Source organism: Candidatus Eremiobacterota bacterium, assembly GCA_031082125.1.
Classification (GTDB): domain Bacteria; phylum Vulcanimicrobiota; class CADAWZ01; order CADAWZ01; family Ess09-12; genus Ess09-12.
In genome coordinates this window covers 233,250-253,669 of the sequence record JAVHLM010000003.1, presented here as the reverse complement: position 1 = coordinate 253,669, position 20,420 = coordinate 233,250, and the positions used below count along the sequence as shown (strand labels likewise).

General features: G+C 53.7%; 23 protein-coding genes and 1 tRNA gene. 8 read left to right on the top strand and 16 right to left on the bottom strand.

The window, feature by feature from the left end; translation table 11 throughout:
• Positions 1–459 carry a GatB/YqeY domain-containing protein gene (locus RDV48_05215; GenBank protein MDQ7822176.1) on the bottom strand — a complete coding sequence of 153 codons (459 nt, stop codon included), beginning with the start codon at positions 457–459 and terminating at the stop codon, positions 1–3.
• A 158-nt stretch (positions 460–617) separates the two neighbouring features.
• A complete protein-coding gene (rpsU, locus tag RDV48_05210) occupies positions 618–791 on the bottom strand; it encodes a 30S ribosomal protein S21 (protein MDQ7822175.1) in 174 nt (57 codons plus the stop codon).
• 162 nt (positions 792–953) lie between these two features.
• Between rpsU and RDV48_05205 the strand changes: the two genes are divergently transcribed.
• The 7 genes from RDV48_05205 to RDV48_05175 all read left to right on the top strand — a co-directional run bounded on the left by RDV48_05205 (position 954) and on the right by RDV48_05175 (position 6,628).
• Positions 954–1,026: transfer RNA gene (locus RDV48_05205), tRNA-Met, on the top strand.
• Between the two features lie 111 nt (positions 1,027–1,137).
• Positions 1,138–2,499, top strand: coding sequence for a tRNA lysidine(34) synthetase TilS (gene tilS / locus RDV48_05200; protein ID MDQ7822174.1), 1,362 nt, complete (start codon positions 1,138–1,140; stop codon positions 2,497–2,499).
• Entirely contained in the window at positions 2,499–3,038 is a 540-nt protein-coding gene (gene hpt, locus RDV48_05195) for a hypoxanthine phosphoribosyltransferase (GenBank protein ID MDQ7822173.1), read from the top strand. The genes tilS and hpt (RDV48_05195) overlap by 1 nt, the downstream gene beginning before the upstream one ends.
• 165 nt (positions 3,039–3,203) lie before the next feature.
• Positions 3,204–5,099: an ATP-dependent zinc metalloprotease FtsH gene (gene ftsH / locus RDV48_05190; protein MDQ7822172.1), complete on the top strand. Its 1,896-nt coding sequence runs from the start codon at positions 3,204–3,206 to the stop codon at positions 5,097–5,099.
• Between the two features lie 14 nt (positions 5,100–5,113).
• Positions 5,114–5,389 (top strand): hypothetical protein, encoded by a 276-nt coding sequence (locus tag RDV48_05185; protein MDQ7822171.1) that lies wholly within the window; start codon positions 5,114–5,116, stop codon positions 5,387–5,389.
• Positions 5,390–5,659: 270 nt separating this feature from the next.
• The gene (locus RDV48_05180; protein MDQ7822170.1) at positions 5,660–5,938 is read left to right on the top strand and encodes a zinc-ribbon domain containing protein; all 279 of its coding nucleotides are present in this window, start codon (positions 5,660–5,662) and stop codon (positions 5,936–5,938) included.
• A 195-nt stretch (positions 5,939–6,133) separates the two neighbouring features.
• Positions 6,134–6,628, top strand: a complete 495-nt coding sequence (locus RDV48_05175) for a copper amine oxidase N-terminal domain-containing protein (protein ID MDQ7822169.1) — start codon at positions 6,134–6,136, stop codon at positions 6,626–6,628.
• A 5-nt stretch (positions 6,629–6,633) separates the two neighbouring features.
• Here the strand turns inward: RDV48_05175 and scfA are convergent, their stop codons facing one another.
• Entirely contained in the window at positions 6,634–6,774 is a 141-nt protein-coding gene (scfA, locus tag RDV48_05170; GenBank protein ID MDQ7822168.1) for a six-cysteine ranthipeptide SCIFF, read from the bottom strand.
• A 186-nt stretch (positions 6,775–6,960) separates the two neighbouring features.
• Here scfA and RDV48_05165 point away from each other — a divergent pair, with 186 nt between their 5' ends.
• Positions 6,961–7,509: an archaemetzincin gene (locus RDV48_05165; protein MDQ7822167.1), complete on the top strand. Its 549-nt coding sequence runs from the start codon at positions 6,961–6,963 to the stop codon at positions 7,507–7,509.
• Here RDV48_05165 and RDV48_05160 read toward each other — a convergent pair.
• From RDV48_05160 to RDV48_05100, 13 genes are all read right to left on the bottom strand, one after another.
• Positions 7,484–8,779 (bottom strand): adenylosuccinate synthase, encoded by a 1,296-nt coding sequence (locus tag RDV48_05160; protein MDQ7822166.1) that lies wholly within the window; start codon positions 8,777–8,779, stop codon positions 7,484–7,486. The genes RDV48_05165 and RDV48_05160 overlap by 26 nt on opposite strands.
• Positions 8,780–8,802: 23 nt before the next feature.
• Entirely contained in the window at positions 8,803–10,218 is a 1,416-nt protein-coding gene (locus tag RDV48_05155) for an NAD(P)/FAD-dependent oxidoreductase (GenBank protein ID MDQ7822165.1), read from the bottom strand.
• A gap of 136 nt (positions 10,219–10,354) precedes the next feature.
• The gene (locus tag RDV48_05150; GenBank protein ID MDQ7822164.1) at positions 10,355–10,642 is read right to left on the bottom strand and encodes a hypothetical protein; all 288 of its coding nucleotides are present in this window, start codon (positions 10,640–10,642) and stop codon (positions 10,355–10,357) included.
• A gap of 82 nt (positions 10,643–10,724) precedes the next feature.
• Complete coding sequence (locus tag RDV48_05145) at positions 10,725–11,432, bottom strand: C4-type zinc ribbon domain-containing protein (GenBank protein MDQ7822163.1); 708 nt, start codon at positions 11,430–11,432, stop codon at positions 10,725–10,727.
• A 110-nt stretch (positions 11,433–11,542) separates the two neighbouring features.
• Complete coding sequence (gene hpt, locus RDV48_05140; GenBank protein MDQ7822162.1) at positions 11,543–12,091, bottom strand: hypoxanthine phosphoribosyltransferase; 549 nt, start codon at positions 12,089–12,091, stop codon at positions 11,543–11,545.
• Positions 12,092–12,215: 124 nt separating this feature from the next.
• Entirely contained in the window at positions 12,216–12,872 is a 657-nt protein-coding gene (locus RDV48_05135; GenBank protein MDQ7822161.1) for a hypothetical protein, read from the bottom strand.
• Between the two features lie 93 nt (positions 12,873–12,965).
• Positions 12,966–13,226: a hypothetical protein gene (locus tag RDV48_05130; protein ID MDQ7822160.1), complete on the bottom strand. Its 261-nt coding sequence runs from the start codon at positions 13,224–13,226 to the stop codon at positions 12,966–12,968.
• An 87-nt stretch (positions 13,227–13,313) separates the two neighbouring features.
• The gene (locus RDV48_05125) at positions 13,314–15,245 is read right to left on the bottom strand and encodes a substrate-binding domain-containing protein (GenBank protein ID MDQ7822159.1); all 1,932 of its coding nucleotides are present in this window, start codon (positions 15,243–15,245) and stop codon (positions 13,314–13,316) included.
• Between the two features lie 5 nt (positions 15,246–15,250).
• Positions 15,251–16,735, bottom strand: coding sequence for an Asp-tRNA(Asn)/Glu-tRNA(Gln) amidotransferase subunit GatB (gatB, locus tag RDV48_05120; protein ID MDQ7822158.1), 1,485 nt, complete (start codon positions 16,733–16,735; stop codon positions 15,251–15,253).
• A complete protein-coding gene (gatA, locus tag RDV48_05115; GenBank protein MDQ7822157.1) occupies positions 16,732–18,225 on the bottom strand; it encodes an Asp-tRNA(Asn)/Glu-tRNA(Gln) amidotransferase subunit GatA in 1,494 nt (497 codons plus the stop codon). The genes gatB and gatA overlap by 4 nt, the downstream gene beginning before the upstream one ends.
• Before the next feature lie 12 nt (positions 18,226–18,237).
• Positions 18,238–18,549 (bottom strand): Asp-tRNA(Asn)/Glu-tRNA(Gln) amidotransferase subunit GatC, encoded by a 312-nt coding sequence (gene gatC / locus RDV48_05110; protein ID MDQ7822156.1) that lies wholly within the window; start codon positions 18,547–18,549, stop codon positions 18,238–18,240.
• Complete coding sequence (locus RDV48_05105) at positions 18,533–19,309, bottom strand: hypothetical protein (protein ID MDQ7822155.1); 777 nt, start codon at positions 19,307–19,309, stop codon at positions 18,533–18,535. The genes gatC and RDV48_05105 overlap by 17 nt, the downstream gene beginning before the upstream one ends.
• Positions 19,299–20,411 carry a PilT/PilU family type 4a pilus ATPase gene (locus RDV48_05100; protein ID MDQ7822154.1) on the bottom strand — a complete coding sequence of 371 codons (1,113 nt, stop codon included), beginning with the start codon at positions 20,409–20,411 and terminating at the stop codon, positions 19,299–19,301. Before RDV48_05100 ends, RDV48_05105 begins: the two co-directional genes overlap by 11 nt.
• Between the last annotated feature and the right edge of the window lie 9 nt (positions 20,412–20,420).

Sequence of the window (20,420 nt, the reverse complement as noted above, 5' to 3'; positions counted from 1 at the left end):
TTATGCCGACCCCAAAAGCTCGCGGACGATCCTGTTCACTGTCTTTCCGTCAATCTTGTCTCTGGTCCTGGGGAGCACGAGAGGCATGATTTTCCCCATCTGAGGTTTTTCACCTTCAGGAAAAGAGGCGACGATCTCCCTTACCATCTCTCTCACCTGGTCTTCTGTGAGGGTTTCAAGGGGAGTGGGCGAGAGGCTCCTGAGGATGTGGAGCTCCTTCTCCTCTTTCTCGGCGAGCTCATTGCGGCCTCCCTTTTTAAAGGCATCGATGGCATCGTTTCTCTTTTTCATCTCCTTCTTGAAGATCTCCAGGACCTCAGCCTCTTCGAGAAGGCGGGCCTGCCGTTTCTCCTCGTTGGTGATTTCCGACTTAAAAAGGCGGATTACTGAAAGCCTGAGGGCATCCTTGCTTTTCATGGCTTCTTTCATCTCAGAAGAGAGCATTTCGGTGAAACTCATCGGGTACATCCCCTTTTTACCAAATTTCTGCTGACAGTTGGGCTTTTTTAAAGCGGTGAGGCTCTGTGCTGGCAGGGCATACAGTAAGCTGATAAGAAGCCACATCAATGATGTGGCTTCTTTTAAGGTAATAGTTGTGATAAACCATCTAAATGTCTTTAGCCGGATCTTCTTCTTCTTGCGGCTTCAGACTTTTTCTTTCTTTTTACGCTTGGCTTTTCATAATGCTCGCGTTTTTTCCACTCTGAAAGAATGCCATCGCGCTGACATTGCCTGCGGAATCTCTTGAGAGCAGAATCGATTGATTCGCCTTCTCCCACGCGTGTTTCCATTTGATCACCCCCTCACGGTTAGGATGCTTTTTATACGGGGGACTATAGTTATGTGATTCATTATAGGTCATTCTTCACAAGATGTCAAGAGAGGGGTCTATTGACTTTTTTATTTTGTTCATTATAATAAGTATCACTGGAATAACAAACCAAGGAGTGCATGGCGGCGTAGCTCAGGTGGCAGAGCAGGGGACTCATAAGCCCTTGGTCGGGGGTTCGAATCCCTCCGCCGCCACTCCTGTTTCTCTCCAGAAATGTTCCCCATATCATTCTTCTTTTGATGTTTGCAGAGCGGGTTCTTGCCACAATAAAGAAGCATCGCCTGATAGGCTCCCGGGAAAAGCTCATGGTGGCTGTCTCCGGGGGAGCCGATTCCGTTGCCCTTCTCTATTTTTTCTGCCTGGTGAAGAGATGGCTTCCCTTGAAGCTCCTCTGTATCCATGTGAATCACCGCACAAGGGGCAGTGATTCTGATGCCGATGCGGAATTCACGGCCTCCTATGCAGCCGGCCTCGGTGTCCCGGCATTAATTCTCAATGCAGATGTCCCCCTGTTCGCCAGGGAACAGGGGCTTTCTCTTGAGCAGGCGGGCCGGCTCGTGCGGTACACTCTTTTTCGTCGCTATGCCAGGATTCTAGGGGCAGCGAAGGTGGCAACGGCCCACCATCTTGATGATCAGGCGGAGACGGTGCTTATGAAAATAATCAGAGGTGCGGGCTACAGGGGGCTTGCAGGGATTTCCCCTCACAGGGAGGGGCTTTTTATCCGGCCCTTCCTGGAGGTGAGGCGGGAGGAGATCAAGGCCTTTCTGGCCTCCCAAGGGCAACCATGGCGGCATGACAGCTCAAACGAGAACAGGGACTTCACAAGGAACCGCATGAGAAATGAGCTGATCCCTCTCATGGAAGAGCACTATAATCCCCGCATCAGCGAGGCCCTTTCCCATCTCGGGCAGGTCGCCGCTGAAGACCATTCGCTCCTCGAGGGCATTGCCGAAGCGCTCTTCAGTGAATATGCCGAGTGCAGGGAAGGCGAAGCCTCCTTCAGGCTCTCTTCCCTCGTCCCCCTTCCCCGTGCACTGAAGAGGAGGCTTATGAGAAAGGGAATTGAAAAGATAAAGGGCGATCTTGAAGATATAGCCTTTGAGCACAGCGAGCAGCTCCTTGACTGCCTTGAGGGCAGGACAGGCGCTGAGGTGTCTCTCCCGGGCGGGCTCAAGGGGAAAAAAGGGTATGGAGCCTTCCGCATTTTTGCCAAGGGAGTGGGGAGTGCAGGGCCGGGCGCCCTCAGGGACCCTGTGATTCTTGAGGTTCCAGGAGCCCTCGATCTTCCCGGGCACAGGCTCCGACTCACCGCCGAGGTGTGTGAAGGGGAGCCCTTTTGTATCGAACCGACGCCCATGAAGGCCTATTTTGACCTGGAGAAGCTCACGATTCCTCTCTTTGTGAGGACGCGCCGCGATGGCGACCGGTTTTTTCCCTTCGGGATGGAGGGAGAGAAAAAAATAAAGGATTTCTTCATTGACCTTAAAATAGAAAGAGAGATGAGGGATTCAATCCCTCTTGTGGTGGACTCGGCGGGGCAGTTGCTCTGGGTCGTCGGCTACAGAGCCGACGGGCGTTTCAGGGTGACGGGGAATACTTCGAGGATGCTGTGCGTATCTGCCTTGCCGGGAAGCTCTCATAAAGTACGGTTCTGTGAGGAGTGATGAAGATGCACCCTGAGCTTGCAGAGATTCTCTACACGGAAGAGGAGATGAGGCATAGGATAGAAGAGCTGGGAAAAGAGATTTCCGCCGATTATGCCAATGAGGAGCTCATCATTATCGTGCTGTTGCGCGGAGCGGTGATCTTTCTTGCTGATCTCACCAGGACCCTTGACATCAATGCCACCATCGATTTTATCGTGGTGACACGGTACGGCTATGCGGACCGTCCCGGCCAGCTCAGGATCATCAAGGACCTCGATTACCCCATTGAAGGTAAGCATATCATTATTGTAGAAGATATTGTTGACGAGGGGTACACGCTCTTTCAGATAAAGGAAGCCCTTCTTCTCAGGAAGCCGGCAAGCCTGAAGATATGCACCCTCTTTGACAAGCCCGCGAGAAGGAAAGTGGCGGTCACGCCGGATTACATCGGCTTCACTATTCCCAATAAATTCATCGTGGGCTACGGCCTTGATTACAAGCAGCGCTTCAGGAACCTGCCTTATCTTGCCACCGTGAAAGATGAGCTGATGGCCTGAGGACCGCTCAAGAGTCTTTTGGGAAAAAACAGGATCAATAGGAATGAAGGCGAATAGGCCATACTATTGAAATAACAGAGGGAGCCCTTATGGGGCAGGCCCGATGACTGGCACAGGGGAGGTAATCTGTTGGGTAAATTTTTAAGGCCCTTTGGCGTGTGGTTGATGATCTTCATACTGGGCTTTCTGCTTCTGGAAAGATACCGCACCTCATCGACTGATGTGAAGGATTTGAATTACAGCGAGTTCAGGAAGGAAGTGCAGAGCGGGAATGTCAAGGAAGTCACCATCTCCCACACGGAGTTGAGGGGCATCCTTAAAACCCCCAAGGATGCAAAGTTCAAGACATTCATTCCTTATGAAGATGACAAGCTCGCCGAGTTTCTCGAGTCGAACAGCGTGGTGGTCAAGGCATCGCCTCCCACCGACACCCCCTGGTGGTATGTAGCCCTCAACTTTTTCCCCTACCTGCTGCTGATAGGCTTCATTTTCCTGATCCTCAGGCAGGCGCAGTCAGGGGGAAGCCAGGCTTTCTCCTTCGGGAGGAGCAGGGCAAAGCTTCTCACTGACAACAGGTCGAAGGTCACCTTTGAAGACGTGGCAGGCGTCGAGGAAGCCAAGGAAGAGCTCAAGGAAGTCGTTGACTTTCTGAAGTACCCCAAGAAATACCAGGCTCTTGGAGCCAGGATACCCAAGGGCGTGCTGCTCCTTGGAGCGCCGGGAACCGGAAAGACGCTCCTTGGGCGGGCCATAGCCGGTGAAGCCGGCGTGCCCTTCTTTTACATCAGCGGCTCTGATTTTGTCGAGATGTTTGTGGGAGTGGGAGCATCAAGGGTGAGGGATCTCTTCGAGCAGTCGAAGAAATCGGCGCCGTGCATTGTCTTCGTGGACGAGATAGATGCTGTGGGAAGGCAGCGCGGCGCGGGCCTCGGCGGCGGCCACGATGAGAGGGAGCAGACGCTGAACCAGCTCCTTGTCGAGATGGATGGTTTTGAGCCGAACAACGGCGTGATAGTCCTCGCCGCGACCAACAGGCCCGATGTGCTGGACCCGGCGCTCCTTCGCCCGGGAAGATTCGACAGGCATGTAGTGGTTGACAAGCCCGACGTGGCGGGGCGCAAGGCCATCCTGAAGGTCCACTCAAGGGGCAAGCCGATTGATACCACGGTGGATCTGGATATCATTGCGAGGAGGACACCGGGCTTCTCCGGTGCCGATCTGGAGAATCTCCTCAACGAGGCGGCCCTCCTGGCCGCCCGGACCAACAAGTCGAAGATAGAGATGCCGGACTGCGAGGAGGCCATCGACAGGGTCATTGTAGGCCCTGAGCGCAAGAGCCGGATCATAAGCGACAAGGAGAAGAAGGTCACGGCCTATCATGAAGCGGGGCATGCCCTCATAGCGAAGCTTCTCCCTGATGCCGACCCGGTGAGAAAAGTGACGATTCTGCCGCGCGGCATGGCGCTTGGCATCACGTGGACCATGCCCGCAGAAGACAAGCACCTGCGATCCAAAAAAGAGCTCGTGGCAGAGATTATCAAGCTCCTGGGGGGGAGAGTCGCCGAGGAGATAGTCTTCGGAGAGCTTACCACGGGCGCCTCCAATGACCTGGAGAGGAGCACGGAGATTGCGCGGAACATTGTCACCAAGTACGGCATGAGTGAAAAGCTCGGACCCCTCACCTACGGGAAAAAGCATGAACAGGTATTTCTGGGAAGGGACATCATGGAGGACAGGAATTACTCTGAGTCCGTGGGAAACACCATAGACGATGAAGTCCATGCCATAGTTGACTCCTCCTACGTGAGAGCGAAAGAGATTCTTAACGGCCATAGAAACGATCTTGAGAAGATCGTGGAAGTGCTCCTTGAAAAAGAAGTCCTCGAGGGGGAGGAGCTCGACAGACTCCTTGATGATGAGGGGGATTCCCGGGAGGAATCTGCAGAGAAGCCGGAAGAGGAGCCTGATTCGGAGCAGGAGGCCGCGACGCCTCCGGAAGGTTCCCTCAAGGATGTCTTCGGCGAGGGAAACTCCTCGAATCGCCTTGCCTTTGAGTCATGAGGATAGGGTAACAGATGAGCTGGCGAAAAGTGATTTTCTATATCAATGTGGTCACTATCACGCTTTTTTTCTGTTTCCTGGGCCTTCTCTTTCTCTGGCCGGAATACATCCCCTTTTTTTACCTCACCCATAACACATGCCGTCTTGCCATCATGCAGCTTATCTCCCTGATGCTGCTTCTGGCCTTTTTCCAGCAGCACCTTTCCTATCGCTGGAAGGTCCTCTGTGTCATCGCCTCCTTCATCGTGCTCGCAGAAGCCTGGCTTATGCTGGAGCTCTGGCGTTTCTGATGAGCCGGTGCCCTTCTCTTTGATGCTTTTCTTTTCCACGGCCTGTGAAAAATTTCGAAAATCTCTTGCGGCAGGCAGAATTTAATGCTATAATAGGGAAGACTTTGCAGATCCTTCAGTCATTGCAATGGTTGCAGAATGAGAGGTACTTGCGGAGGACCACTTTTTTACCATCTCTTGAGAAACCGTAACAGCCATGATTTTTCAGGGTGATGCAGGTCGGAATCATTTGGTAAGGAGGAATCGGGGTTGGCAGAATTTCAGGACAAAATGTTGAACTGCCGGGATTGCGGCAAGGAGTTTACCTTTACCGCCGGTGAACAGGAGTTCTATGAGAAAAAGGGTTTTGAGAACGAACCTGTCCGCTGTCCACAATGCCGCGCATCGAGGAAACACAACAAGACAAACCACGGCCAGAAAGGATTCAAGCCACTTATCGATGTGGTGTGCGAGGCCTGCAAGAAACCTACAAAGGTTCCATTCAAGCCTACCCAGGGAAAGCCTGTTTACTGCCGTGAATGCTATGACAAGTTAGAAGTGGCCGGCTAGCACGGGCACGATTTTTTATTAAGAAGCCCGCAAGGGTCGCTTTTTGGGGGTCAGGGTCCTCACCCTAAAAGACAAGGCTGTTGAACGCTCAACGGCCTTTATTTTTGGTGTGGCGGCAATGGAGAAACCGGCACCTTTTGAACGAGAAAAAAATGAGGTATAATAAAATAAGCACCCTGTGAGAGGAGGCAAGTGATGAACTACAGGCCCTTCGTTGCAATTGTAATCCTGCTCCTGGCATTTACCGCTGCCCGGTGTGAAGGCCAGGATATCAAGCTTGTCGTCGATGGAAAAAAGATCAAGACCGATGTGCCCCCCATGATGAGCCAGGCCACCATATTTGTCCCGCTGCGGGGAGTGCTTGAGCGCTTCAAGGCTGCAATCTCCTATGAGAAAAGCACCGGCACCGTCAGGGCAGCAAGGGGAAACCACAAGGTGGTGATCGTGGTGAACTCGACAAAAGCCAAAGTGAACGGCAGAACAAAAATCATGCCCATCCCAGCCTTCATCCATCACGAGAGGACCCTTGTTCCACTCAGGTTCATGTCAGAGGCTCTCGGGTGCTCCGTGCGCTGGGAGCCCTCTTCCGCGGCGGTTTATGTTGACTCCCAAGGAGGGGGCTCCTCGTCAGGGGGAGATGATCCGCTCAAGGATGATATTGATGTGAAAGACGTGGACGATTTCAAATGAGGGTCCTACCGTCTCTTTTCACAGGGAATGTTTCCCACGGTGCACGAGGTCTTGCAGGCCGACTGGCAGGAGGTGGCGCATTTCGTGCACTCCTCGGTAAGCTCTTCCTGAGGCCAGGGTTCGGCGAGTATGGTGATGTGCTCCAGTTTTTCTTCCTTTGATTTCATGGCCTTGCTCCTTTATGCAATATTTCTATGGAAATCCCGCGCTCCAGGGTGCAGTCTTGCACTCCCGGGGCCCATCATGTATAATGAATAATGGCAGGAACATTCTTCCCGATCATATTCACGGTGGTGGGCCGAATTCCTGCAGCCTGTCACCCTGTGGGTACCATGGGAACAGTTTATCTTATCACGGTCGGAACCATTCACGCGGGGCTTATGGCGGGCATCATCCCTGCCCTTGAGGAGCGCTTCCTCTTCCGGTTCTCACTCATTGGCCCTCTCGATGTGCCCTTGGCGGCTTACCACGAAACGAAGGGAAAATACCTTGTGAGCAGGCTTTGTGACACACTGAGGGAATGTCTGCCCCATGACGGGATTTTTGGTCTGGGCATCACGGCCATTGACCTCTATGATGACACGGCGGCCTTTATGTATTACTCCCGCCAGGCCGATAAGGTGGGAATCCTTTCCATATCAGAGTTCCTGCCTTCCCCTGCAACAGGCCCCGATGATACCAACCTTCTTTTCTCGAGAACCCTCAAGGAGGCATCCCATGCCCTGGGGCATCTCCTTGGATTCAAGCACTGCTTTCACCGCGACTGCGTGATGTATTTCTCCTACAGCGTGAACGACACCGACAGAAAAAGCTCTCTTTTCTGCAGGGACTGCGAGGCAACCATGAGCAGGATCCTCAGGAACTTACAGAAAGCAGACTGAAAGGTGCTACGATTGTCTGATCCCTGTCGGCTCCTACCGATACAATGGTGACGGGGACTTCAAGCAGTTCCTCGATCTTTTTCATGTAATCACGGGCTGCCTGGGGGAGCGCGGCGATCTCACGGACGCCGCTTATATCGCCGGTCCATCCTTTCATCTGGATATACTCGGGCTCACATTCGGCGAGGACCTTCATGTCGGCGGGAAAGTTCTCCAGGCGCTTACCCCTGTGCCGGTATGCCACGGCAATATTGAGAGGATCTATTCCGCTGAGCACATCGAGCTTGGTAAGGGCCAGCTCCGTGATGCCGTTTATCCGCACTGCGAACCTGAGAATCACCGCGTCAAGCCACCCGCACCGACGTGCCCTTCCCGTCGTGGTGCCGTATTCGGCGCCCACCTTCAGCAGGTGCCCGCCGTTATCATCATTCAGCTCGGTGGGAAAGGGACCCGTCCCCACGCGGGTTGTATAAGCCTTTGAGATGCCTACGACCTGCGAGATGCTCCAGGGGGGGATTCCAGCGCCCACAGAGGCGTTTCCGGCAATGGCATTTGAGGAAGTGATAAAGGGATAAGTGCCGAAGTCAAGGTCCAGGAGGGCTCCCTGGGCGCCTTCCATCAATATTTTCTTCCCTTTCTTGATAGCCTCGTAGAGAATGAGAGAGGTGTCGGTAATGGAGGACTTCATAGCTTCTATGTACGGCTCATACTGTGCAATGATTCCCTCTGCCGTGAGACCGCTTCCTTCAAGCAGCGCTTCTTTCTCCTTAAGGTTGATGATGATTTTTTCCATGAAGAGCTCACTGTCAAGAAGATCAGAAGCCCTTATACCCGACCTGGCAACCTTATCGGTATAGGCAGGGCCGATGCCCCTCCCCGTGGTGCCCAGCATGTGTTTTCCCCTTGTCTCTTCCTGCTTCCTGTCAATATAACGGTGGTAAGGCATGATGATATGGGCGCGGTCGGAGATGCGGATGTTCTCCCCTCCGATGCCCCGTTTTCTCAGCCCTTCAAGCTCTTCAGTGAGGACCTGGGGATCGATGACCATTCCATTGCCCAGGATACAGAGCTTGTCTTGGAAGAAAATCCCTGACGGCACGTGGTGGAGCTTGAATTTTTCTCCTCCGAAGCTTATGGTGTGCCCGGCGTTGTTCCCTCCGCCGAACCGTGCGACAAGGTGGGCATGGTCTGCAAGGTAATGGGTTATCTTCCCTTTTCCCTCGTCTCCCCATTGTGCTCCTACGATTACGCATACCGATGGTTTTTTCATAATGTCTCCCGGATGAGATCCGGCTACTCTCCTTTCATCCCTTCCCGGGCCATGAGCTCCCTTGCCACAAGGACACCCGATATGGATGCCTGGAGCAGGCCCCTTGTTATCCCTGCGCCGTCTCCCGCCACGAAGAAGTTCTGAATCTTTGTTTCCAGTCGGTCATTCACTTCAATCCTTGAGGAATAGAACTTGACCTCTACCCCATAGAGGAGGGTGTATTTCGAATATATGCCTGGAGCCACCACATCCAGGGCCTTCAGCATGTCAATGAGGCTCGAGAGGTAGCGGTAGGGGAGCACCAGGCTCAGGTCCCCCGGCGTGGCACTCTTGAGGGTGGGCTTGAGAATGGATTTCTGGATCCGCTCAACGGTGGAGCGCCGCCCTGTTTCAAGGTCGCCGAGGCGCTGGATCATCACGCCGCCGGAGAGAAGGTTCGCGAGGCGCGAGATATATTGCCCGTACGAGATGGGGTCCTTGAAAGGCTCCGTGAAGGTCTTGCTCACAAGAAGCGCAAAATTTGTGTTGTCGGTTTTCTTCTCCTTGTAACTGTGGCCGTTTACCGTGAGGATCCCGTCGCTATACTCGGTGACTACCTCGCCATAGGGGCACATGCAGAAAGTTCTCACCTTGTCGTCAAAAGTTTTTGAATAGAAAAGGAACTTGGACTCGTAGATGTTTTTTGTGAGGGGCTCTGCCACCTCTGCGGGCACCTCCACTCTCACCCCCAGGTCCACGGGGTTGATAAGGGTCTTGATATTGAGGCGGTGCGCTTCCCCCGTGAGCCACTCGGCACCCTGCCGTCCGGGGGCCACCACCACGTAGTTTGCCCTGAACTCCTCACCGCTCGCAAGCCTGATGCCGACAGCCTGGGAGTTTTTCACGATGATGGTCTTTACCTCTTTCTCGGTAAGGATCGTGATTTTTTCGTCAAGGTCGTCCCTTATGGCCTTGACCACCTCAAGGCACTTGTCGGTCCCCAGGTGCCTGATCTTGTAAGGGATGAAGAGGAGGTGAGCCAGCACTGCCTTCCTGTGAATGCTCTTGAGGTAGTCATCATCGGCGTCATAGAGCTCCCGCGGAGCGCCATAACTGAGGTAAAGATTGTCCACATAGGTGGTGAGCTTCTCCAGTTCTGCTGGAGAGGTATAGTTCGAGAGGGTTCCCCCTACTTCCGAGGTAAGGGTGAGCTTCCCGTCCGAGAAGGCGCCGGATCCTCCCCACCCGAAAAGAAGACTGCAGGGTTTGCATTTCATGCAGTTTTTCCCAGAGATCTGGGAAGGGCATTTCCGTTTCTCGATGTTTTTTCCCTTGTCTATCAGCAGTATGTCGAAGGATGAGAATCTCGAGAGCTCTATGGCGGCAAAAAGACCTGCAGGTCCTGCACCTATGATGATGACGTCAAAGGTGTTTTTCTTTGGTGATGCCTTATGGGACAATGGCTTCGCCTCCTCGGGTGGAGATAGTAAATACCCACAGCGAACGGGTTCTCGCCGTGGGTACCATTGGGTTACATGAGAACTCTGGCAGTCTGTACAATCCTTCTCACTATTATTCTATCCCCGCAGGGACTGCCTATCCGAGGGATGAGCCTTCCTTGTCAGGGAAATCGCAGTCCTCACATTCCTTGAAGCTTCTCACGGGCCTGGCCTTGTAGGTGTGGGTACAGTTGATGAAAATCTTGGGCTCGCCTTCAAGGTTGAATCCGAAGTCTATATGAGGACAGAACCGGTCAGGGACATTGGCGATGCAGAACTCATAGAGCTCATCATACATGCTGGGATGGGCGTGCTGATAATAATGCTTTTCGCACTGAAAAATTCCCAGCTGGGACTGTCGGTATACACATGGTCTGTAGGGCATGTGCGGCTCCTTTCTGAAGTGCTCTCTCCCCCTGGAGTATCGGCAGGGTTCATTATGATGAGAGCTTTTTCACGAATTTTCCTCATTCGCCATCAGCGAATAAAATCCTTCCGCAGTTGCTGCAGAATTCTAAATCTCTGGCCTGTATCCGTTTAAGGGACGTTTCAGGGAGGTTCATATAGCACCCTCCGCATATCCCTTTGAGGACCTTCACGACGGCTATTCCCTCGCGCTGCTCCTGGAGCTCGGTAAACTGCTTGATCAGGGATTTCTCCACGGTCTGCTCCATCTTCTCCCTTTTCTGTTTCAGGCTCTCCACCTCGGCGTTAAGGGCATCGAGCCTCTCCTGGTAAGTTTCGCCGGCCCTCTGGTGTTCCGCTTTTTTCTCCCCGAGCAGGGCCTCCTGCTCGCCTATGCTCTTCTCCCTCTCATCGAGCTCATCAAGCATGGCAAGCAGCTCATCATCGAGATCACTCTGCTTCTTTTTCAGGTTCTGCACCTCGGCCTGCCAGCTCTCAAGTTCTTTATGGCTTGCGATCTGGCCGCTGTAAAGCTTCTTTTCGAAGCCCTCCTTCTGGCTGATGTACTTCTTGCATTCAAGGTCCTTGTCCTTGTAAGTGGTCTGCCTTTTCTTCAGCTCCTGCTTCATCTCTTCCAGGGACTTTTCCAGGCTTCCCAGCTCTTCGAGAAGCTCTTCCCCCCTGGTGAGATTTTCAATTTTTTTCGCCATATCGGCAATCTGGTTGTCAATCAGCTGAATTCTATATAACTGCCAGATCTGGCTGCTCATTGCTGCCTCCTTTGGAGAAGTCTCTCCTCGCCCGCTTCTTGGGGACGGCCTGTTCCATGCCCCATTTCTTTTCTCCGTCGGTACTCACCGGCTCCTGCGCTTTCTGATCCTCATGGAATCCTGACCTGAGGGAGGGACTCTTTCAGAGTGCACAGGTAAGGGAGGTGGCGGTACCGATCCCTGTAATCAAGGCCAAATCCCACCACGTGCTGGTTTTCCACCTCAAAGCCCACGTAATCGAGTGGGATGTTCTGCATCCTTCTCCCCTTCTTGTCGATAAGGACACATATTTTTATGCTGGAGGGCTTCCGAAGCCTTAGGGTCTTGAGAAGATAATTCATGGTGAGCCCCGTGTCAACAATATCCTCCACGACGAGGACCGGCTTGTTGTCAATGTTTTCCTCGATATCCTTGATGATGCGCACGGCGCCGGAACTCTTGGAAGACTCTCCGTAGCTCGATATCCCGATGAAGTCTATGATGACGGGAATGCTCACCTGCCTCATCAGATCTGCCATGAAGAACATTGCGCCTTTCAGCACCCCTATCAGGATAAGATTCTTGCCCTGGTAGTCCGATGATATCCTTGCTCCGAGCTCCTTGATTTTTTTCTGGATATCCTCGGTGGAAAAAAGAATATGCGCTACTTCTTCCCTCATTGCGGCGCTCCGGGGTGTACCTTCTGGAAAACTCTACTATTATATGCCCATTTCAAATCTTTGTCAAACCTCGGAGGGGGGCTCCCTTATGCAGTACGGCACAGTGATGACAGGCGGCCGGTGGTCAGGCTTCCAGGATAAGGTAATCTTTTTCCACGCGGAAGCTTTTTATGGCAATGTCAAGGGGAAAGGGGATCGCGGAAACGACGTCTATCAGAAAGAGATGGTTCTTGATGTCCACGAAACGGCTTCTGATTTTTTCCTTGAAGAGATCGATGAGAAAGTTCTGGATGAACGCGGGGAGCGGCAGTATTTCCATGAGGTTGAATTGCGCAAGCTTGGCCATGAGCTTGTTTTCCTGCACTCCTGTCTTGATTTCCACTGAGAAAGGGAATGAAGCCCCTTTCTTGACAGCCCCCCGCACCACTATTTTCCCGGGAAGAAAAGAGATGGCCATGTCAGTGAGGTCTTTTTCCGCCAGGGACTGCTCCTGCTTCTCGATCTCGTCGTTCACCCACTGCTGGGGAATTGTTATCGCGAGACTCTCGACGGCTACCCGGGAAAAACTCCTCTCCTGCGGTTCCCGGGCCCCCGGCGTGAAATCCTGGAGCACGAGGGAGAGGTTGTCTATGACAAATCCTAGAAAATGGGGATTATTTATCGCGAGGCTCTCAATTTTAATGACCGCATCCATTCCCTTGGCGGGAGCCTTGTCGCGAAGCTCAAAAGTTGCTTTGGAAAGCACAATTTCCTTGACGAGGTCGCAGAGTTTTTCTTTCATAGGTGCCCCTTCTCATTCCCTTTCTATCGGAGTCCATCGGAAAATCCGGCAAGGAAGCGGATTTTCAAGGAAGAAGAGACCAGAAAAGACGTTTTACACCATTTTTCCGCCCGGGTGCGTGATGACCATGTCAATGGAATGCTTGTTCACCGAGAGAAAATCGGCACTGTAAAGAAGGCTGTCACCGTTGAGTGAGTATATTTTCGCGTTGGTGACAGGGATGAATTCCCTTATGCGCACATTCAGCTCATCTGAGATCCTGGAGTCCATGAGGAGATAGATTTCACCTTCAATTTTGTGGTTTCTTGAGAAAATTATGACATCTCTTCGCTCTTTCGGTATCCTGAGAGACATGCCTATGCACCTCTATTCATCGTGTTCTCTCTACCTATTCAATTTTTTTTGGGGAATTCCTTCACGGGGGGGGCTTTCCACTTCCTGTCAGAGCCTGCACCCTCCCTGCTCGAAGGTGACTTTCCCCGTGCTGGAAAGGTCGTAGCCACCCCAGTGCTCCAGCTCGCTCCTGAATGAGGTGCCGTTGATCACTTCCAGCAGTATCTGGGTGACGAAAGTGTTCAGAAAGGGCTTCAGAAAGACCAGATCAAAGGATTCCAGGAAAAGGGGGATGAAATCAAGCTTGAAGGCCTTGGCGGCGGGCAGAATTCCGAGGCCCGCGTCGGCCAGGCCGCTTGCGATGATTGAGGCAAGCGAGATAGGGGTTTTTGCCTCCGATTCGTAAAAACGGATTTTTTCCCTTGGAATGGCGTGCTGTGCACAGTGATAATCCAGGATGGCTCTCGTGCCCGAGCCTTTCTGCCTGCTGACAAAGGTCACGTGGGGCAGCGCGATATCCTGAAGGCCCCTGATCTTCTTGGGATTGCCTTTCCGCGTGAGAAGGCCTATCTTGCGCTGAAAAAGGTTTACCAGCACGAGAGGGGTCTGGGGGAAAAATTCCTTGACCAGGGGAACGTTATAAGTCCCCGAATGCTCGTCGAATGCGTGGATCCCGCACAGGTGGGCCAGATCTCTCGAGAGGGAGGCAAGCCCTTCCCGGCTTCCCACGTTCACCGAGTGAAGGCCGAGGCCGGGAAAGTTTTTCTCTATCTGGTTTTTCAACACATCAATGCATATGTCATAGCTTCCTGTCATGAGGATGTTTTTCCTGATGTCCTTCACCTGGGGCATAAGCTCAATCTCCACTTCATCGCCCGGCTCTTTCCTCTCGCACTTTGAGGGCACCCTGAGCATTCCGTCGGCTTTCACGAGGGACATTACGACGGCATCGCCCTTTGAGATAGGAAGAGCGACTATGGTGCCGTTCACTTCCCCGAGGTTCACCCTTATGAATTCATCATAATCTTTTTTTGATTCGATTCCGCGGCCAAGGCTCGCTATGATTCTGTGGGGCATCTCATGATCGAGGCCGAGCATCTTGTGGATCACGGGCTTGCCGAAGAGCGTGTATCCCAGGTAGATGGAGACGGGATGCTCCGGGAGGGCAATCACCGGCTTTCCGTCTATGATTCCCAGGCAGATGGACGAACCTGGGTTGATGGTGACGCTCCCTATGATGAGCTCGCCAATCTCAATGAGTAACTTCTTGATGAGGGCTGTGCCCCATGAGGGGCCGCTGATGATGAAAATCAGGTCGATCTTCTCGAGTCCTTTCCTGAAGAGGTTCTTGATGTCCTCCATCCGCTCTGCCACGAAGCCCGTTATTTTCCCGTCACCAAGGGAGTTTTCAATAAGGTGGAGGAGCATCGGTGACTTGTAATCGATGCATTTCCCCACTGCCGGCTCTTCTCCGGGAGGTATCAGGTTGCCTCCCACGGGGATGATGGCGGCCCTGGGCTTTTTCCTGACGAGGACCTCGCAGACTCCTCCCGCCCTGAGGGCTCCTATGTCAAGCGGTGATATGGGCTTATGAGCGCCCAGGATGACCTCCTGCACCGTCATATCCTCGCCGATGGGCCGCACATTGCGCCAAGGCGTGATGGGGCCCTCAATGATGAGCTCCTCAAGTGACTGAAGCTGCGCGTCCTTGATGGAGAGCACCGCGTCAAACTCTGTCGGCATTGCGCTTCCCGTGTCCACGAAATAGGCATCCTTCCCGATCTTGAGGCGGATTGGAGCGTCTGCGCTCGCGGTGACGGTGTCGGATGATTTTACGCATATGCCGTCGCACACCGATGAGTAATAATAGGGAGCCGATATCCGTGCGAGAACAGGCTCTGCCGTGACTCTGCCGATGGACTTTTCAACGGCTATCGCCTGTGGGGACTTCAATGGCGCGGCTTTTCTGAAATCAACCTCTGAAATCCATCTTTCAATGGCTTCGTCGAGCGGGATATTGTCAAAGGCATCTTCTTTCATGGGAGCTACCCCCTTATATGGTCATCTTCATCCTGTCGGGCTTCCGGAAGAGGGAGGGCCCCGAGGAGTCCGTCAAGGACCTTGTTCACCATTGAGGGATTAGCCCTGCCCTTGCTCGCTTTCATCACCTGTCCCACAAGGAATCCCCGCACCTTCTCATTCCCTTTCCTCAGCGAGTGCATCGCCTCGGTATTGGCTTGTGCCACCTCTATCACCAGGGCCTGAATGGCGTCCTCGCCCGATATCTGAGTCAGTCCCCGCTCCTTCACTATCTCAAGGGGGTCTTTCCCCGTGGCGAGCATCTCCTCAATGAGGGACTTGGCGGTCTTTCCGCTCACCGTTCCCTTCTCGACAAGATCGATCATCCCTGCGAGGCGCCCCGGCGTCAGTGGCGTCTCATCAAGGGAGAGGGATTTATCATTGAGGATCCGGCTTATGTCTCCCATGAGCCAGTTGCTCCCCGCCTTGGGAGAGGCGCCGCACCTGACGGTCGCTTCAAAAAAATCGGCCATTGCCGGTGAGGACGTGAGCACGGAGCTGTCATAGGAGGGAATGCGGTAGTCCCGCACAAAGCGCTCACGCTTTTCCGCAGGGAGTTCAGGGAGAGCCTCCCTGAACTCCCTGATCCATTGGGCACCGGGCTCCAGCGGAAGAAGATCGGGCTCAGGGAAATAGCGGTAGTCATACTCGGCCTCTTTGCTCCTCATGGGAATGGTCACGCTTTTTTTTTCGTCCCAGCCCCGCGTCTCCTGGACAATGGCGATGCCGGAAGCTAAGCACTTTTGCTGCCTTGCCGCCTCGTGCTCGAGGGCCTCCCTCACCGATTTAAAGGAATTCAGGTTCTTAATCTCGGTTTTTGTCCCCAATACCCCATCCCCGGGGGAAAGGGAGATGTTGGCGTCGCATCGGAGGCTTCCTTCCTCCATCTTGCAGTCGCTTACGGCGAGCCACCTGAGGATATCCTTCAGGCCCGTAAGAAAGACATGGGCTTCCTCAGGGGAGCGCATGTCAGGCTCCGTCACGATTTCAAGGAGAGGCACGCCAGCCCTGTTGTAGTCCTCAAGAGTTGAGAGGGAGCAGTCGATGGTGCCTTTGTGGACGGACTTCCCCGTATCCTCCTCCAGATGAATGCGCTTGATCGTGATTGTTTTTTCCCCCCCCGCAGTCACGATGGAGAGCTTTCCCGCCGTGGCGAGGGGGAGGTCATACTGTGATATCTGGAAGTTCTTGGGCATGTCAGGGTAAAAATAGTTTTTCCTGTCAAACTTGCTCCTCGGGGCAATGGTGCAGGAAAGGGCACAGGCAGTCCTGATCAGGTGTTCGACAGCCTTCCGGTTAAGCACCGGAAGGACTCCCGGCAGGCCCAGGCACACGGGGCAGACATTGGTATTGGGGGGATTGCCGAACTTCGTGGAGCAGCCGCAGAAGAGCTTGCTCTCCGTGAGCAGCTCCACATGGACTTCCAGGCCTATGATTATCTCAGGGCTCATTTCATGCTCTCCTTGATGCTTCCGCCCGGCACTGCTTCCCCAAGAGGCGGATTTTTCAGGTGAAAATCCGTGGCGCGCTGAAAGGCGGTCCCGGCGCGTAGCAGCGTCACCTCGTCGAAGGGCTTCCCGATAAGCTGGAGGGCAACAGGGAGGCCCCCTGAAAAGCCGCAGGGCAGGACCAGTCCCGGGAGGCCTGCGAGGTTCACCGACACGGTGTAGATATCTGAAAGGTACATTTTGAGGGGATCGTCGATGTTTTCCCCTTTTCTGAAGGGAGCCGTAGGTGTGACGGGGGCAAGAATGAAGCTGCATTCCCTGAAGGCCTCGTCAAAGTCGCGCTTTATAAGGGTTCTCACTTTCTGTGCCTTAAGGTAATAGGCATCATAATAGCCGGCGCTCAGCGTGTAGGTTCCCATCATTATGCGGCGCTTTACCTCGGCGCCGAATCCCTTCTCCCTTGAGCGCTTGAACATCGAGATGGTCGTCTCCGCGGGCTCTCTGAGGCCGTAGCGGGAGCCGTCGTAACGGGCAAGGTTCGAGCTTGCCTCTGCGGGAGCGATGATATAGTAAGAGGCGAGGGAATACCTGATATGGGGGAATGACACTCTCTTCAGGGACCACCCCATTCCTTCAAAGACATGGGCTGCCTGCTCTATGAGGGTTCTAATCCCGTCATCAAGGCTCTGCTGGAAAAACTCCTCGACGATGCCGATGGTGAAGTTCCCTTCCTTCCCCCTGAGAGCCGCCTCGTAATCCGGCACGGGAATACCCGCCGAGGTGGAGTCTCTCCTGTCCTGTCCCGCGATTGCCTTGAGCAGGAGCGCGCAGTCTTCCGTGTTTCTGGACAGGATCCCTATCTGGTCGAGCGATGAGGCGTAAGCAACAAGGCCGTATCTTGATATGAGGCCGTAGGTGGGCTTGAGGCCCGTGATGCCGCAGAATGCTGCCGGCTGGCGGACCGATCCCCCCGTGTCAGAGCCAAGTGCCCACGGCACCATGCGGGCAGCAACGGCGGCGGCAGACCCACCGCTCGATCCTCCGGGCACTCTGGAGAGGTCCCAGGGATTGCCCGTAGTGAAGAAGGCTGAATTTTCAGTAGACGAGCCCATGGCAAACTCGTCCATGTTGGTTTTACCCATGATGACAGAATTCTCCGAGACAAGGCGCTCCACCACGGTGGCATTATAAGGTGCCACATAGTTCTGGAGAATGGAAGAGCCGCAGGTGCAGGGAATGCCTTTCACCGAAAGGTTGTCTTTCAGGGCCAGGGGGATTCCCCCCACGGTACTCTCCCTCCCTTCCCCAAAAGCTTTGTCCGCAGCAGCGGCCATCTCAAGCGCCATATCTTTGGTAACGGTGATAAAGGCCTTCAGCCGGTCATCAAGAGCGGATATTCTCTCCAGATACGCCCTGGTGAGCTCAACGGATGAGATTTTCCTCTCCCTCAGAAGCTTTCTGATGTCGCCTGCAGTGAATTCGTGGAGTTCCACGTGGGCCTCCTTTCACTCTTCATCGCCAAGTATGGGAGGCATTCTGAGGTAGCTGCCTTCCCTGTCAGGCGCGTTTCTGAGCACTTCCTCCACGGGAAGGGAACGCTCCATGGCATCTTCTCTCATGACATTTACCGTGGGATTCACCGTGAATGTGGCATCGATAGTGCCGGTGTCAAGTTCTTCCAGCTGGTTCACGTAGTGGAGGATGCTGCTGAGCTGCCTGGTGAAAAGGGTCAGCTCCTCCTCCGTTATCTCAAGTCTTGCAAGGTGGGCGATATGGGCAACCTGTCGTTCCGTGAGGGAGTTATTCGCTGCGTTCATCGGAAACGGTCCTTTCATCGGTGCCGGGATCCTCCTCGGGGGGAGAATCCACGACAATATTGGGAATCCCTTCGATCACCCTCAGGCTCCCTTCAGGGATTTCATCGTCGCTCTCGAAATCCTCGATCTGCCCCTGGTCCTTGAAGAGATAATCTATCTGCTCCCCCAGGGACTTCCAGTGTATTTCATCGCTGAGCCTGGTGCGGCGGTTCTGGCATTCCAGCTCGAAGTCGTAGACCGACGGGTAGCGGGTGATCTTGTCCTGCCGCTTCATCAGGAGCGCCACTGCCGACTTGTTGAAGAAGCTCTCCTTGGTATGATCGACAAGGGTTTTGAAGAGGCGCTTGAAATTGTGGAAGCTGATGTAGCTCACCTCGCCCAGAAAGCTTTTGTAGTTGATGTTGCTGCTGTCAAAACGGTAGGCGGCATCCAGGCCTTTCACGTAGATATCCACGATGAAGAGAGTGCGCTTCGTGGGCTTGACATGCTCATCTTCGGTCTTCTCGCCAAAGAGAAATTTCCTGATGACGCTTCTCACATTGGACTTGGGAGCCTCGGCACCGCCTACAAGCTCTTCAATGGCGCCCAGGCACACATACTCAATCTGCGAGAGAGGGATGTCTTTCTCTTCACACTGGGTAATGATATGGAGATTCTCCTCGGTAAAGAATCCTGATTTGATGCGGACAGGAATCTTTGTACCATAGCGGTCCCTTGTGCTTTCCTCGTTTTCAATGCACTTTTCATCGTTATTGTGCATAGCGTTCGTCCTCTCTTCCGCTGCTTCTAATGAAGACCGGGAGCGTCTTGAGCTTCAGCCTCATATCATTGGGATTGTCCGAGGCTCTCATGCACTGTTCCGCTGAAAGCTCGCCGTTCTTGAACTTCTCGATTAGAGAGACGTCAAAGCTCACCATTCCCTCGGAGGCGAACTGGTCGAGCTCCTTTCTTATCTGGTTGAGCTCCCCCTTGATGAGCAGCTCGGAGACACGGGCGTTCACTATCATGACCTCGCAGACAAGGAGGCGCCCCGTGCCATCCTTGTTCTTGATGAGCCTCTGCGACACGACAGCTTTCAGATTGATGGAAAGCTGCTGCAGTATCTGGTCATGGACTGCCGTGGGAAAGAACTGGAGCATGCGCTCCACGGTCTGGATGGTATTGTTGGAATGGAGGGTGGAGAGCACCAGGTGGCCCGTCTCGGCAAAATAGACTCCCGCCTTGACGCTCTCGACATCCCTCATCTCGCCGACGAGGAGCACATCGGGTGCCTGGCGGAGAGCGCTTTCAAGAGCATCCTGGAAGGACATGGTGTCAATTCCTACTTCCCGCTGGCTCACGATGCAGTTCATATCGCTGTGGACAAACTCTACGGGATCCTCAATAGTGATGATATGCCCTGAGGAGTTTTCGTTACGGTAGCGCACCATGGAGGCAAGCGTTGTGGATTTGCCGCTTCCTGTGGGCCCTGTGATGAGGACGAGCCCGCTTCGTATAAGGGCAAGCTTTTCCAGGATCGGAGGTAGCCCCAGCTTGGAGAACTCCAGAATGTCATCGCGGATTTTTCTCATCACTATGGCTATTGTTCCGCGCTGCACGTAGATATTGGCCCTGAAGCGGCCGAGGTTGGGATTGGCATAGGTGATGTTCGCCTCGGGTTTCTTCTTGAAGCTTTCCCTGTCCTCAGGCCTCAGCAGGTCGTCTTTCAGATCCTCCAACATCTCCTGGGTGAACTTGGCCACCTCCACCTCTACGAGCTCTCCCTCGACTCTGAAAAAGGGGTGGCTGTCGGCCCTGATATAGACGTCCGAGGCATTTTCACGGACCATTGCCGCCAGTATGGTATTGAGGAGGTCAATCATTTTGCTCAC